This window comes from Candidatus Neomarinimicrobiota bacterium (genome assembly GCA_017656425.1).
In the GTDB taxonomy this organism is placed as follows: domain Bacteria; phylum Fidelibacterota; class UBA2242; order UBA2242; family B5-G15; genus JACDNV01.
On the sequence record JACDNV010000002.1, the window covers coordinates 224,542 to 240,027 of the forward strand.

Below are 15,486 nucleotides of genomic sequence, written 5' to 3' on the forward strand. Positions count from 1 at the left end.
GAGAAACCTCGCTACCTTTGATTTGTTTTGTTTTTAATGGTTACATAGACTTTTTTCATTATAACAGGTTTGATGGGTTTATTCATTTTATCGGTTTTTACCATTGCGATTCTATCTACCACATCCATGCCTGTTACTACCTTTCCGAAAATAGTGTAGCTACCATCAAGATGTGGTAAATCTTTGAGGCATATATAAAACTGGCAGGCAGAGGATTCCATCCTCGGATTTATATTGTCAGGAAGTCTTGCTGCGCCTACCATTCCTCTCTTATGTTTAAGAATTATCTCAGCAGGTATTGTATACCCCAGACCACCTGTACCATCATTTGATGGGTTTTCATCTCTTGAAAGAATATCCCCACCTTGAATGACAAAATTTGGGATGACTCTGTGAAATGTTGTTCCATTATAAAATCCTGCTTTTACCAGCTTTTTGAAGTTCATACAATGTAGTGGGGCCTGCTCTTCTAGCAGGTCAATCATTATTTTTCCATAGTCTGTATCAATGACTACTATATCTTCGGAAGTTACGGGCTCTACGGGAAGGTTTTTTACTTTGTTTATTATGCTATCAATTTGAGTGTTCGTGATAGGCTGAGGTAATACCAAAGCTGATAAAATTAATAGAATAGTAGGAAAAACCATAAAATTTTTCATTTCTTCTCCATTTTATATCTTTATTACATTTGATGGATAATTCTGTCGCGCTATTTCTATTTTTATTCTTTTATTATTTTCTTTTGAAAACATTTCGTTGATAATCATTGGATCATTATTAGTTTCGCTTATATGCCCAATGACTATATATTTAGTATTAGTGTTTTGGCTGACTTTTCTGAAAAAATATAGAGCCTGATCATTGGATAAATGTCCCAAACGGGATTTTATTCGCTGTATTACATTTAGTGGATATGGACCATTTAAAAGCATAAATAGATCATGATTACTTTCGAGAAGGAGTAAATTTACATTATCAATATGTTGAAAAAGAGATTCAATAGGGCTACCTATGTCTGTTAAAATGCCAATGGATTTGCCACCAGATGATATTACTAGACCGATGGGATCAGCTGCGTCGTGAGGTATTTTGAATGTTTTTATTCCTAAATCAAAAATTTTGAAAGATTCGCCCGAGGTAAATGTTTTAATATGAACATTATTAAATTGATTTTGTTTTATTACCCGGTAGGTTAATTCTGTCATATAGACAGGTATTTTATATCTCCTTGCAAAGGGAGCTACACCTGAAATATGGTCTGAATGTTCATGGGTGAGAATTATAGCTTTGATATCTAAAGGGTTCAAATCCCTTTGATTCAATCTTCTTACTATTTCTTTAATACTGAAGCCCTGATCTATGAGTACGGCTGTGTTGTTGTATTTTATAAATGTTGAGTTTCCCTTACTACCACTACCCAGATTGCAGAAGATCATTTTTTACCAGTTCTACCTCTTATTTCGAGCGGTATACCCTTTTTACACAGGGGACAATCATCTGGGTTATAAGTTGGAATATTTAATTTGACAAGCGGGAAATAGGGGAGGCTAAATTTAACGTTTCCCATGCTTCTATCTATAAATACCCCTATACCCACAATGACTCCGTCCTGTTTAACTACAAGGTCAATTAATTCATAAAGAGAGCTTCCTGTTGTTAAAATATCGTCAACAATTAGTACTCTCTCCCTTGGATTGATTTTGAAACCTCTACGAAATGTTAATTTATCTGATACTCTCTCTGCAAAGATACTTCGACAAGCGAGAAACTTTGCTACAACGTGACTAATTATAATACCACCTGTGGCTGCTCCTACAACAACATGTGGTTTTTTACTTTCAAAGTAAGTAGCAATTGATCTACAAAGTTTTTCAGTAAGCTTAGGGTATTCCAGTATTCTGAATTTCTCTACATATGTGTCGCTGTGTAGACCACTTGTCAGTAGGAAATGTCCTTTGAGAATTGCCCCTGTGTCTAGGAGATAATTTTCAAGCGTTTCTTGTTTCATGATTTTACTCTTTATTTAGTAATTTTCTAAATTCTATTGCTTTTGTCTTAACCTCATTAATCTTGTTTGAATCAGGATAAAGAATTGCACGTGAGATATTAATAAGTCCAATATCTGGTTTACATACCGATCTAGATGCTTCAATATCTCCTCCTTGAGCTCCGATCCCTGGGATTAGAAATGGCAGAGAAGGAAATTTATCTCTTAACTCAAGGAGTTTTTTAGGTTTTGTAGCACCAACAACAAGACCAAGATTACACTTCGTATTTAAATTATTTACAATTTCAGCAACGTGTACATATAGAGGTTTACCGTTTTCTTTGAAGTTTTGTATTTTACAAGCGGATTTATTTGTTGTGACGCAGAGTACAAAAGCTCCCTTCTTTTCACTCTCAATAAAAGGGATAATGGAGTCAGTGCCTAAGTATGGGGATACAGTGACAGCATCAAAAAAGAGGTTTTCCAGCAGTGCCTTTGCATAAAATCGGGCACTGTTTCCAATGTCGCCTCTTTTCCCATCGGCAATTAAAAAAATATCTTCTGGAATTAGGTTTCCTATTTTTTCTATGATTTTCCAGCCGCGGGAACCCCAGACTTCGAAAAAAGCCATATTGAATTTGTATGCGGCGGTTATGTCCTTGGTGAGATTTATGACCTCTGTAACATAATCCATTATCCCAGTAACATTTTTACTAAAATCAGGAGGCAATTTTTCAGGATCGGGGTCAATTCCTATACAGAGATATGTTTTTTTGGTGTTGATCGAATTCTTTAGCTTTTCTATAAACTTCATAATACGCTGGAAAAATACTTACTTTTAAAAACCTAAGCAAATTGTTTTATCTTAATTTATTCAGGGATGAACTGCATTAGAGGAAATCCTGTTTTTATATCAAAAGGGTGGTAATTAATAATTGGATTAGTGAATTTTAAAAAATAAATTTTGGCGGAGTTTGAGAACCAATAAGGAGTAATAGGATGAAGTTATTGAAAATTTCAAACATCATTTTAGTTGTTGTATTGTTTATAGGCAGTTTAATTTTTAATATCTCCTGTCAGAGTCCAGAAGTCACGTCCGCAAAGGTTTATCTCCAGCAGAATAACCCGGATGCAGCTGAAGAACAGCTTTTAATAGCTCTTGAAAGAGAGCCTGAAAACCCGGAGGTTACGTATCTTCTTGCTATTGGTGTTTATGCACAGAAAAAGGATTGGGAAAAAGCGAGGTATTACTTAGATGAGACGATAAAAAGAGATACCACATATAGGGCAAAGGTTGATGATGCTAAGAAAAGAATATGGAATGAAATCCATAATGAAGGTGCAAATTATTTTAACGAAGCCCTAAATGCAATACTGGACATAGAAAAGGATTCATTATTAGAGGAAGCTGCGAATAGATTTGAAAAGGCATTGCTTTTTTCCGGTACAGAGGCACCTACATATAATGGATTGATAAAATGCTATTATATGTTAGGAGATACAGATAATGTTATAAAGACTGGTCAGAAAGCTCTCGAAAATGGGATATTTGACAAGGATGTATTCTTCTATTATTCGCAGGCTTTATGGAGTAGAGGTCAGCAGGATATAGTTCTTGAACAGCTTGATAAAGCCTTGGAAGAGCATCCGGATATTCGCGAGTTATATGTGCTAAAGATTCAGTTTCTTGCTGATTTAAATAGAAACGAAGAGGCTTTGAAGTATGCCAAAATTCTCGCTGATAAGTATCCCGATGATTTGGATGTGAAGTTCATTCTAGCTCAATTGTATGCGAGAGCTGGTTATTTAGATGAGGCAAAGGTAGAATATCAGAAAATACTGGCGGAAAATCCGGAGGATCTTGAAGTCCTTCAGAGAATCGCAAAAGCCTATTTTGATTCTAAGGATTGGCCTATGGCTGAGATGTATGCAAGGAAAATAGTTGAATTAGAACCAAATGACCCATACGGTTATGAGGTTTTATGGAAGTCGATATATAATCAGGGTAGACTTGAAGAAGCTCAAAAATATAGAGCTATAGAAAAGAGTTTACGAGGTCAACAATAATTTTTATTATCTTAACTTAGCACGTTTTTTGAGAAATTCAGTCAGTGCAATACCTACGTTTTGGTCAGTTCTTAATTGTGCAAAGTCTATTTTATTCTGACTTAATTCTTTTTTATAAAAAGATATAATACCAAAAATAGTTTTTATATATGAATCTCTTATATACCATGGTTGGCTTATAATCGAATCACCTGTTTCTCTATCCACAAATTTTATGTTATCTTTGTAACGAAAGTTTAGCTCCTGTGGATCTAATATTTGAAAAACTATTACCTCATGCTTTTTGTGTTTGAAATGTTTTAGCCCCTGTACTATTTCATAGGGATCATCCATTAAATCTGAAATAAGAATAATTAATCCTCTTTTTTTGATTTTTTCTGCCATTTCATGAATGATTGGGGCTACTTTTGTCTCCCCACCCAATTTAGCATTTTGTATTTCAACAAGAATATTATCCAGATGTCCAAATTTAGCCGATGGGGGTATATATCTATTAATTTTTGTATCAAAAAGTATTAGCCCAACCGCATCCTGCTGTTTTAACATCAAATATGAGAGTGCGGAAGAAATGATACCTCCGTATTCAAATTTAGATATTTCATTGGATTTAAATTCCATTGATCCACTTTTATCAAGTATTATATAGCATTTAAGATTTGTTTCTTCTTCGAATTGTTTGACGAAGAATCTATCGGTTTTTCCGTAAAGCTTCCAATCTATGTGTTTTACCTCATCTCCTGCCATATAGGGTCGGTGCTCTGCAAACTCCACTGAAAATCCATGGTAGGGACTTTTATGGAGACCAATAATAAAACCCTCTACTGCAAGCCTTGTTCTCAGTTTTATATTATCGAGTTTTGCAAGTACTTGTGGATCAAGATATTTTAGTTTTTCATTATTCATATGGTTTTTATTAGCCTTTCTATTATATGATCAGTACTAATTCCTTCCGCTTCTGCATTAAAATTCTTGATAATTCTGTGTCTTAAGACTGGAAGTGAAATTTTAATAACATCATCTATTTCTGGGGAGGGTCTACCATCGAGTAAAGCTACTGCCTTTGCTGCAAGAATAAGATATTGACTTGCTCTTGGGCCGGCTCCCCATTCAACCCACTCATTTATGAAATCAGGGCAGCCATCTCTGCCTGGGCGAGAATTTGCTGACAATTTGACGGCAAAATCGATAACATTATCCGAAACAGGGACCTGCAGGATCAGACCCTGAATTTCAATTATTTCATCCTTTGAAACGATTTTTTCTAAGGTTGATAGAGGAGCTGAAGTTGTTGTTTTTACAATTTCTTTTTCCTCTTTAAAAGAAGGATAGTCTACATTGAGACAGAACATAAACCTATCCAATTGAGCCTCTGGTAATGGATATGTTCCTTCCTGTTCAATCGGATTCTGAGTGGCAAGTACAAAAAATGGTTCCTCCAGGATGTATGTTTTACCAGCTGCCGTTACACGATGCTCCTGCATTGCTTCTAGGAGGGCAGATTGAGTCTTGGGTGGCGTCCTGTTTATTTCATCCGCAAGGATAATATTGGCGAAAATGGGTCCTTTATAGAATTTAAATGATCTTTTACCACTTGCTTTATCCTCTTCAATAATTTCAGTCCCTACGATATCACTGGGCATCAGATCGGGAGTAAATTGAATTCTTGAAAACTTTAGATCCAAGATTTCGGATATTGATTTTATTATCAATGTTTTGGCAAGTCCAGGGACACCTATTAGCAGGCAGTGTCCGCGGCAAAAGATTGCAATAAGTATTTTTTCAATAATTTCCCTCTGACCTACGATTCTTTTCCCTATTTCATTAAATATTCTTGCTTTTATATTGATAATCTTATCTAAAATGCCAATATCGTTATTTAATTCTACTTTTTTCATAAATTATTCCTTTCTGTTTGGTTTATCCAGTTGTTCTGGTTTTTGTAATCTATGTACGGCTCCAAGCACGAATTTACTTATCTGTGCTCCATCAACTATTCTGTGATCGAAAGTACCTCCAAAAGGTAAAATTGAACGTATTTTTATTTCTCCATTTATCACTACAGGCTTATCCTGTATTTTCCCTATCATTATCACAGCCGGAACTCTCCCCAATGGAAATAGAGCTCCCAGACCTACCGTAAGTCCCAGACTACCGATATTTGAAAGTATCAAACTACCAAAGGGGTCACTGGGTATATTAAGAAATGGAAATTTTAAACCCAGATCATACACCCAGAACTTGATCAGTTTAACGAACCACGTTCTGAAAGGCCATGGAATTTTTGATAGAAACTTTTTAGCATCAAACCCCTCTAATTCTTCTCCTTTTAATCGTATTTTTTCAACCTCTTCATTTAATTTATCACAGATTTCGCTTACTGAGAGCTCATTAGCCTTCTTTATAATAACAGCAGTCATTTCTGTTCCCTCGTCTATTGACACCGATATACAAATATTAACATTTTTTCTGAACTTGAATTTCCCCCTTGTTATGTAGCAGTTTATTTCAGGTACATCCTCATGCAGAGTCCTTGCCAGGGCCGCTATCACAAAGTGTGTGATAGTGAGTTTTTTACCCTTTCCCTTGGCTTTTTCAATATAGTTTAAAACATCTGTGACATCGACTTCAAAAGTACCATATATTTTGCTATCGGATGGTGCTTTGTATGCTGATATTGCAAGTAGTCTCCATGGACTTATATAGTTTTGTTTTTCATTCATAAAGTTACCTCGTCACAATTAACAGTGTAATTTAAGATTACATTGTTATAATCTCCATTAAAAACAGGTAATTTTAGTTTGATTTGGAATTTTATCGATGATGGGGGATATTTTTACTACCGTAGTATCTATAATATTGTTGAAACTTAAAAAAATGTATATCATAAATTATTTAGTGTATGATTAAAGAATTTTAGTAAATTATATTAAAATTGTTAGTGGAGATTATTTGTGAGTTCAGAATGTATTTTAAGAGCAGTTAAAGAGGCAGGCTGTTCTAATATAACTATTTCTGAGTGGTGGGTATGAACATTCTACTCCTTTCTATGCCCAATGTGATAATAGCCTTTAATAAGGCGTGTCGGTTTCCTTCTCTTGGATTATCCTCAATTGCAGGTAATCTAGAAGGTAAGCATAGGGTTTTAATTGTGGATTTAGTCATGTTGAACAAGGGTGATATAAAAGCCTTCTTATATAGAATGTGTAAAGATTTCCAACCGGATATTGTTGGTTTAAGCTGTTTTAGTTTTCAGTATAGAACTGCATTAGAAATTGCAAAATTAATCAAGCGCACGAATAATAAAGTAATAACGGTCTTTGGCGGATACCACCCTACGCTAGCATATAAAATGATACCTGAAGAAGAATTTCAATATATCGATTTTATTGTAAGGAATGAGGGGGAAAAAACGTTTAATAAACTGGTAAATCTTTTAAAAAGAGATGAGGTTTATGATATCCCTGGAATATCTTATAAATATGAAGGTAAAATTATCCATAAACCTCCAGTTAAAGTTCTTGATACTGAAGAAATAAATTTACCCAATAGGGATGTAAGATTTTTTAAAAATTATAAAGCATGGGGGCTAAAAGCCGATGTCGCTGAAACCTCACGAGGGTGTACTTTTAACTGTGATATATGTTCAATTACTGGGATGTACGGTAGAACCTTTAGGAAGTTTTCTGTCAAAAGAATTATTGAAGATTTAAAACAGATGAAGAAAATGGGGAACAGAGTAATATTTTTTGTTGATGATAATATAACACTTGATTTGAATCATCTTGAACAGGTTTGTGATGCTATCATATATGAAAGATTAAATGATATTCATTATATAACGCAGGCAAGTGTATATGGAATAGCTTCAAGTGCGAAGATCGTTAGAAAAATGGCAAGAGCTGGTTTTAAAACGATCTTTCTTGGTATTGAAAATGTATCCCGGAAAAATCTTAATTTTATAAACAAGAATACTCTTGTAACAGAGGAATTGACCGTCCAGGCTGTAAGGTACCTAAAAGAGAATAAGATCATAGTTTTAGGTTCGGTAATTGTGGGTAATCCTGATGACACTGAGGAGGATATATGGGAAAACTTTAGATTTCTTAAAAGACTTAATGTTGATGCACCTCTTATTTTTACTCCTACACCTCATATTGGAACAGCTTTGAGAGGAAAACTCATACATCAGGGTTATATAACAAATCCAAATGACTTAACATGGTATAATGGAGTTAAGGCGAATATAAGAACAAAGTTTTTAACAACAGAAAAGATTAATAAATTAGTACTGAAAATGTACCGATATTACCCTGGATTTAAATATTTTTTTACGAATAATATTTTAAGAAACTATCCAGGATATTATATCAGAAGATTTTTTATCGAACTATATGAGATAATTAGTGATTATATAAAAGTTATATTTGGAAAGTTAAGCGTAGATTTATTAAAAAGAGCATTTCAAAAAGATTATGAAAGAAGAAAAAGGTGGTTACTGGATGATTTTCAAAAAAAATGCGACTGCTGCAATTGCGTTTATTACAGGGGTTAATAATGGATAATGAAAAAATTGTTGGGAATAATTTTAAAGCAGGTTTCGTTTCTATTATAGGGAAACCAAATGTTGGCAAATCTACGCTTATTAACAGATATATTGGTGAAAAAGTTTCGATTGTATCTTCCAAACCACAGACAACAAGAGATAGGATTCTTGTTATTCTTACCGAAGAAAACTATCAGATTATTTTTATTGATACACCAGGTATTCACAATCCAAAGCATAAACTTGGTGAACGTATGGTAAAGGAGGCGGAAAGGGGGATGGAGAATTCCGATGTAGTGGTAGTCCTGCTTGATGCTACAACAGGGATTGCCGAAGAAGATAATATGATATTGAAAGCTGTATCCAGATTGAACACTAAGAAAATTCTAACGATTAATAAGATTGATACAGTAAATAAAAAGGATGAATTATTGTCTATTGTTGATAGATCAAAGGCAATATGTGAATTTGATGAATATATCCCAATAAGTGCTCTTACAGGGGAAAATACTGATGTATTATTGGAATGTATTGTCAATATGCTGCCTGAGTCCCCTCCTTATTATCCAGTTGATCAACTAACGGATAAAACGGAAAGGTTTCATGTGGCGGAAATAATAAGGGAAAAAATACTATTGAATACTCGCGATGAGATTCCCCATTCTATCGCCGTGGTAATAGAGGATTTTAACGATGAAGAAAGTCCCGATAGAGTGAACATAAGAGCAGTTATATACGTTGAAAGAGAAAGTCAAAAAAAGATAATCATAGGAAAGCAAGGTTCAATGCTGAAGAAAATCGGTACAGAGGCGAGATTGGATATAGAAAAGTTCCTTGGGAGACATGTTTACCTTGAACTATGGGTAAAGGTATATGAAAAATGGAGAAAGAATGATTATGCATTGAGACTGTTTGGCTATAAATAAATAATAGTTTTTAGATTAAGCAAAATTATAAATTGTTTAAAATATTTATTGCATTAGTAGAATTAGAATTTTAAAATAAAGCATATTTGATACTATGTTAATAAAAAGAATCCTTTTTATAATAGTTTTTTTGCAAAGTATTGTATTTGCTCAGAGTAATGCAAGCATTTATGGCTTTGTGCGTGAGAAAGCTACAGGCGAACCGTTATCTTATGTTAATGTTTTTTTGAAGGGGACTGACTTTGGAGCTCCTACCAATAGTGAAGGCTACTATTCGATTTCATTTGTTCCTGCTGGTGAATATGAAATTGTTGTCTCTATGATTGGTTATGAAACTATCACAAAAAAGGCGAAAGTTGAAGCAGGGAAGGATTATAGATATGATTTTTTTATGAATATATCGCCTGTAGCTGGGGAGAAAATTACAGTAGTTGCTGAGAGAGAAAAGTTTAAGGAATCTCTAACAGTAAGTGGTTTTACATTCTCCATGAAGAGTATAAATAGTATCCCAGGGTTTATGGAATCGGATGTATTAAGAGCTATACAGCATCTCCCAGGAGTGCAATCAATTACTGATTATACGGCGGCGTTGTATGTTAGAGGTGGTACTCCAGATCAAAATCTTGTTATGATAGATGGGATCCCTATCTATAATCCATTTCACCTGGGCGCGATTTTTTCAACTTTTAATACCGATGCAATAAAGGAAGCCGAATTTATTGCAGGTGGATTTCCTGTGGAGTATGGTGATAGGATTGGTTCAGTTATTAATATTGTTCAAAGGGATGGAAATGCTAACCAGATAAAAGGAAATGCCAATGTTTCACTAATTTCAAGTAAGATACTTTTGGAAGGACCTCTAAAAATTTCTAAAAATATAACAGGTACGTGGATGATAGGAGGCAGGAGAACATATTTTGATAAAATGTTTGATGGGGTAAATTTCATAGTTGAAAAAATATCAGGGGAAGAAAATAGTTTAAAATTTCCATATTATTTTTATGATTTTAATAACAAGATAAATTTAAATATAGGAAATAACTACAGAATCACTTTGATATCGTTTTACGGAGATGATGTGTTTTACTATAAGCATAGAGATGAATATAGCTACGAATACCCGGAATTTAATGAGTATTCGTATCATAAAGAGAGTGGTGAATTTACAGTAAAATGGGGTAATCGGGCAAATGGAATCATATGGCGGTGGTTACTGAGCCCAAGATTAGTTGTTAAGAATTATTTGTACAACACAAGGTTTAGATTTTTCGTTGATGTATGGGGTAGGGAAAGTGAATATTATATAGCTGAACGAGATACAAATAGATCAAAAGTAAATTATGGTTTTAATACTTATGATTACATATCTGAAAACTCCTATAATATATCATTTTCCTATAAGTTATCTCCAAAGCATTTGGTATTATCTGGATGTGATATTAAATGGTATGACTATAATCTTGGAATGGAGATCTATGGTAAGGAATGGGAAGATACTTTATTATATTCAAATATTTATATGAAACCGTTAGATATGAAATATCATCCATTTGAGTATCATTTTTACATACAGGACAAATGGGAGATAAATCCTTTATTATTCTGCCAATTTGGGTTGAGGAGTTCGAAAAACACAAACCAAACAAAATTTTATAATGATCCACGTTTTAATATCAAATACATGATAACAGAAAACTTATCAACAAAGTTTTCATGGGGGATTTATCACCAGTATTTAACAACGGCTAATCCGCCTGATGAAACCCTTAGACTTCTTGATGTGTGGTTACCTGTGGCTCGTGGTCATTTACCTATTAAAGCAATTCATAATATACTTGGGTTTGAATATCTACTGCCTAATAATTCATATTTCAGAATTGAAGGCTACTATAAAGATTATAAGAATCTACTTGAATTAAAAGCAGAAAAAATAACTGTAGAAGAAGAGGATGAAGGTATTGTTTTTAAACATGTTAATGAGTTTAGAAATGCAAAGGCTTATTCTTATGGTCTGGAAATATTGTACAAGAAAACGTCTGGCAAAATCCAAGGCTGGATTGGTTACAGCTATGCAGTTGTAAAGAAAAAATTGGAAGATGGGAATAAATGGTTTTTCCCTAAGTATGATAGGAGACACTCATTAAATATTGTGGGATTTATTAAACTGAAAAATAATTTAAAATTAGGTACAACTCTGACATATTGCAGTGGTAATCCATATACTCCGATAGTTGGTAAGATTAAGGAATTTTATATATTAATGGGAGGTGGTTATTACAGATATTTTGATTTATATGTCAATAATTTGTGGTTATTGGGAGAAAAAAATAGCGCAAGGTATCCTTATTATTTTAGACTGGATATCGGGATAATGAAAAGGAAGGAAAAAAGTTGGGGTTCTTATGAATGGTATTTCCATATTATAAATGTTACAATGAGGTTAAATGTGATGACTTATATATATGAAGAACCTTATTATGAAGATGAAGTTATATATGAGGGGAAAAAACCTACTGTTGTAAAGTATCCAATACCAATGTTTCCGATTATGCCTACATTTGGAGTGAAATTTGAATTCTAAGAATATATTAGTTAGTAAAATATTATGTTTGTTTATTTCAATTACATTACTTATGATAAGTGATTGTTTTAATTATAAACCTGAAGAGGTTACAGCAGATTATGAACCTGAGCTCTTAATCGCAGGCTTTATACGTGTTGATACAATGCCGAGTTTTGTTGTTGTAAATCGCACATTAAGATTAGATGAGACTGAATCCGTTGTTGTAGATACGGATACAGTATACTGGAATGGATATCGCTATACTGTTTATAAGAAGAAAAGCACATGGGATGTTGATAGCGCAGAAGTTATTGTATATGACGGAGATAAAAATTATAGATTTAATCCTTTATGTATAGATGAATTGAGGTATGATAAAGAGGATTCTCTTATCTATGAGAAATTAGGAGATTTAAAAGGTTTTTATAGTGTTGATGTAGTCTATGTTGATACTACTTTTAACTTTAAACCTGAAGGAAATAAGACATATTACTTAGAAGTAAAGACTAAAGACGGTAAGATAGCTACAGGACAGACGACAACTCCTTCTGAGATATATGTAGATGAAAGCCTTATCCCTGATACTCTTTACTATGGTGATGTCGTAAAACTAAAATTCAGAGTAAAAAATGCTAGTTATGTAGAGATTGATGCAGGTTTTTATTATTACGCTACTTACAGACCTTTTAATTCAGATACGACTATTAATATTTTATTAAAAGATCCCGGATATGATATATATAGTTATTCTTCAACTGATACAATTTATTTTGATATATCGATTTTTGCTTATGACGAGAATTATTATAAATATTTTATTGAAAGGCCAATAAATGACCTTTTTGTCAGTTTGTTTTTAGGCGAAGGACAACCGGGGTATTCAGCGGGAGTAGAGGGCAGTTACGGCTTTTTTGCAAGTTACTCTTGTAAATTTGTACTAAGAACCCTTATTAAATCTTATTAAATGTAAAGAATACCAGTTATGAACAGATCTCTAAGTTTTTTCTGCATTTATGCATGATTATTGTTGCTATAGTCAGGCTAAGAAGACCAGCTGTTGCATTGCCTAATACAATGCCCCACCATACCCCTGGAGAACCCAATTTGATTACTATACTGAGTATATACGCCAATGGTACATTCAAAAGGATCGTTCTTGTTAATGTTATAATTAAAGCAAGAAAACCTCTTCTTATTCCCTGAAACATTGCTGAGGTTAGCATCCCAAGTGGTATAAAAGGGTAAAAGGCACACATTACCTTTAGAAAATGAATCAGGTCTTCTGAAATTCTCCTTGTTTCCGGAGCATAGGTAAAAATAAAGGATACTGGTTTTGCAAAGGTAAAAAGTAAAATTCCAGCTATCACTTCTATAATGAGGCCAGTTCGTATAGCGTAAAAATATGCAGTTTTTAATTTTTTATACTCTTTTGCTCCATAGGCAGCACCTGTAACAGCTGTTACTCCCATTGCCATTCCGATCATTGGTAGTGTGCCTATCATTACGATACGCCAGCCAGAGGTGAATACGGCAACTCCGTCTGTCCCCCCTGCCTTAATAGCGATTAGATTGATAAAGAACATTGAAAAAGCATTCCCCATTTGAATCATTGACGATGGTATACCAACAGAGAATATTTCCCTTAAAATTTCCTTTGTAAATTTAAATTCATTGAAATGTATTGACACAAAAGTTTTTTTCTGAAAGAAAAGCCAATATATGAATAGTGCGGAAACCAGAGCCATCGATAAAATTGATGCTAATGCTGCCCCAACTACACCAAGTTTTAAAACATAAATGAACATCGGGTCAAGGATTATATTCAATATTGAGCCGGAAACCATTGCCCACATTGCCTTTTTAGTGTCACCTTCCCCTCTTAAAATTGCATTTGAAATATTTGAGAAGAAGAGAAATATAGTACCAGCTAGTATGACTCTACCATACTGTGTTGTAAGAAAAGATATGTTTTTAGCACCAAGATTTCTTATAATCGTCTCAAGAAAAGGCAGTAGTGGAATGCTTATTATTAGACTTGCAATAAAGGAAAGAACAATTGATTGTATTGCTATTTTGTCTGCAGAGGCTTTGTCTTTTGCACCTATTTTTCTTGAAATGGCGGAGCTTGCCCCCACGCCTATGCCACCAGCTAGCGACATTAAAATGAAATAAATAGGAAAGAAGAACCCTATTGCGGCGAGGGAATCAGGTCCCAATCCGGATACCCAGATTGCATCGGCAACATTATATGCAGTCTGTGCTATCATACCTATTGTCATAGGTATGGATAGTTTTATTATCGCTTTTTTGGGATTCCCAAGGAGTGTTTTTACTCCAATGGTGATTTTTTCACCTTCCATCTTTCTATTATTGAATAGGGTAATAATTAAAAAATCGGGTAATTTATGGAAAAATTTTTATTTTTTATATGGTAATCCAGATTTAACCCAAGCCTCAAAACCGCCTTCTATATTATATATTCTATTAAAACCTAATTCACTCATTATCTCGCATGAAAGTGCACTTCTTCCCCCTGATTTGCAGTATAAGATATAAATTTTATTTTTATCAAGTCCAGATACATCCTTTTTAAAATTGTCACTATAGTAATTAATATTTATAGCACTATCAATGTATCCTTCAGAGTATTCTCTCTTTGTTCTTACATCAAGAACGATTATTGAGTGTGAAAGTTTTGGATTTGTGAGCATTTGATAGGCACTGTCTGGTGAAATATTAAAGTATTTTTGCTCTGATTCAACCTCCTTCTTTTTTTCGATATTTTTTTCGCAATTAATTAATATTAGAGATGTAGTAACAATTAAAGAAATGAAAGTCAAAATAAATTTTGAATTTCTCATTTTCTCCCCCTATTTCTTGATGGATTTTCCGTTTAAATTTTTAATAGTCTACTTTCGAGATGCTTTTGCTTCTGATAGACGGATGAAATGTTTTCTTTCTTCATTGATTATATCATTGATTAATTTTTTATCAACTTCGGAGATAAGCTCAATTATCTCTTTGTAATAAAGAATTGATTTTAATTCAACCTCTATTGCATAATTCAGTGCCCTATCAAGAGTATCAACTTTTTCTATTTCTGATTCGACTGATTCAGGGAAGATAACTTCTTTTAGGTATTCGTCTATGTAATTGAAGAACTCACCGGGATAAGATTCAGATATTTTTATATTTCCAAGTCTTGCTTCCATATTCTCAAAAACTTTTTTATGTTCTAGTTCCTGATTTGCAAGATCAACAAATAAACTTTTGATATTGGTATCGTCAAATTTTTCCGAGACTTTGCGGTAAAAATATTCACCATTTTCTTCGATTTTGATTGCAAATTCGAATACTTCTTTTGCTGTTAAAAGTCCCATTATCTCCCCCTATTTTAAAT

Annotated in this window: 15 protein-coding genes; 5 read left to right on the forward strand and 10 right to left on the reverse strand. The window is 33.6% G+C overall.

The window, feature by feature from the left end; translation table 11 throughout:
* Positions 1-11: 11 nt before the first annotated feature.
* The 4 genes from H0Z29_02255 to pyrF are packed head-to-tail and all read right to left on the reverse strand — an operon-like array spanning position 12 to position 2,801.
* A complete protein-coding gene (locus H0Z29_02255) occupies positions 12-647 on the reverse strand; it encodes a peptidylprolyl isomerase (GenBank protein MBO8130320.1) in 636 nt (211 codons plus the stop codon).
* Positions 648-671: 24 nt separating this feature from the next.
* On the reverse strand, positions 672-1,436 hold the full coding sequence (locus H0Z29_02260; protein ID MBO8130321.1) for an MBL fold metallo-hydrolase: 765 nt from the start codon (positions 1,434-1,436) through the stop codon (positions 672-674).
* Positions 1,433-2,008 (reverse strand): orotate phosphoribosyltransferase, encoded by a 576-nt coding sequence (locus H0Z29_02265; protein MBO8130322.1) that lies wholly within the window; start codon positions 2,006-2,008, stop codon positions 1,433-1,435. The genes H0Z29_02260 and H0Z29_02265 overlap by 4 nt, the downstream gene beginning before the upstream one ends.
* Before the next feature lie 4 nt (positions 2,009-2,012).
* Complete coding sequence (pyrF, locus tag H0Z29_02270) at positions 2,013-2,801, reverse strand: orotidine-5'-phosphate decarboxylase (GenBank protein MBO8130323.1); 789 nt, start codon at positions 2,799-2,801, stop codon at positions 2,013-2,015.
* Between the two features lie 185 nt (positions 2,802-2,986).
* Here pyrF and H0Z29_02275 point away from each other — a divergent pair, with 185 nt between their 5' ends.
* Positions 2,987-4,054: a tetratricopeptide repeat protein gene (locus H0Z29_02275; protein MBO8130324.1), complete on the forward strand. Its 1,068-nt coding sequence runs from the start codon at positions 2,987-2,989 to the stop codon at positions 4,052-4,054.
* Positions 4,055-4,060: 6 nt separating this feature from the next.
* Here the strand turns inward: H0Z29_02275 and H0Z29_02280 are convergent, their stop codons facing one another.
* The 3 genes from H0Z29_02280 to H0Z29_02290 are packed head-to-tail and all read right to left on the reverse strand — an operon-like array spanning position 4,061 to position 6,774.
* Positions 4,061-4,957: a DUF58 domain-containing protein gene (locus H0Z29_02280; GenBank protein MBO8130325.1), complete on the reverse strand. Its 897-nt coding sequence runs from the start codon at positions 4,955-4,957 to the stop codon at positions 4,061-4,063.
* Positions 4,954-5,949 (reverse strand): MoxR family ATPase, encoded by a 996-nt coding sequence (locus tag H0Z29_02285; GenBank protein MBO8130326.1) that lies wholly within the window; start codon positions 5,947-5,949, stop codon positions 4,954-4,956. Before H0Z29_02285 ends, H0Z29_02280 begins: the two co-directional genes overlap by 4 nt.
* A 3-nt stretch (positions 5,950-5,952) precedes the next feature.
* Positions 5,953-6,774, reverse strand: a complete 822-nt coding sequence (locus H0Z29_02290) for a 2-oxo acid dehydrogenase subunit E2 (GenBank protein MBO8130327.1) — start codon at positions 6,772-6,774, stop codon at positions 5,953-5,955.
* A gap of 305 nt (positions 6,775-7,079) precedes the next feature.
* On the opposite strand from H0Z29_02290, the gene H0Z29_02295 reads away from it, so the two are divergent.
* The 4 genes from H0Z29_02295 to H0Z29_02310 all read left to right on the forward strand — a co-directional run bounded on the left by H0Z29_02295 (position 7,080) and on the right by H0Z29_02310 (position 13,050).
* Complete coding sequence (locus tag H0Z29_02295; protein ID MBO8130328.1) at positions 7,080-8,606, forward strand: B12-binding domain-containing radical SAM protein; 1,527 nt, start codon at positions 7,080-7,082, stop codon at positions 8,604-8,606.
* Between the two features lie 2 nt (positions 8,607-8,608).
* Positions 8,609-9,523, forward strand: coding sequence for a GTPase Era (gene era / locus H0Z29_02300; GenBank protein MBO8130329.1), 915 nt, complete (start codon positions 8,609-8,611; stop codon positions 9,521-9,523).
* 94 nt (positions 9,524-9,617) lie between these two features.
* On the forward strand, positions 9,618-12,104 hold the full coding sequence (locus tag H0Z29_02305) for a TonB-dependent receptor (GenBank protein MBO8130330.1): 2,487 nt from the start codon (positions 9,618-9,620) through the stop codon (positions 12,102-12,104).
* Positions 12,094-13,050, forward strand: a complete 957-nt coding sequence (locus H0Z29_02310; GenBank protein ID MBO8130331.1) for a hypothetical protein — start codon at positions 12,094-12,096, stop codon at positions 13,048-13,050. The genes H0Z29_02305 and H0Z29_02310 overlap by 11 nt, the downstream gene beginning before the upstream one ends.
* Before the next feature lie 16 nt (positions 13,051-13,066).
* Here the strand turns inward: H0Z29_02310 and H0Z29_02315 are convergent, their stop codons facing one another.
* From H0Z29_02315 to H0Z29_02325, 3 genes are read right to left on the reverse strand one after another with little or no spacing between them, the layout of a single operon-like run.
* Complete coding sequence (locus H0Z29_02315) at positions 13,067-14,446, reverse strand: MATE family efflux transporter (protein ID MBO8130332.1); 1,380 nt, start codon at positions 14,444-14,446, stop codon at positions 13,067-13,069.
* Between the two features lie 57 nt (positions 14,447-14,503).
* Positions 14,504-14,947 (reverse strand): rhodanese-like domain-containing protein, encoded by a 444-nt coding sequence (locus H0Z29_02320; GenBank protein MBO8130333.1) that lies wholly within the window; start codon positions 14,945-14,947, stop codon positions 14,504-14,506.
* Between the two features lie 48 nt (positions 14,948-14,995).
* Positions 14,996-15,466: a ferritin family protein gene (locus H0Z29_02325; protein ID MBO8130334.1), complete on the reverse strand. Its 471-nt coding sequence runs from the start codon at positions 15,464-15,466 to the stop codon at positions 14,996-14,998.
* Positions 15,467-15,486: the final 20 nt, after the last annotated feature.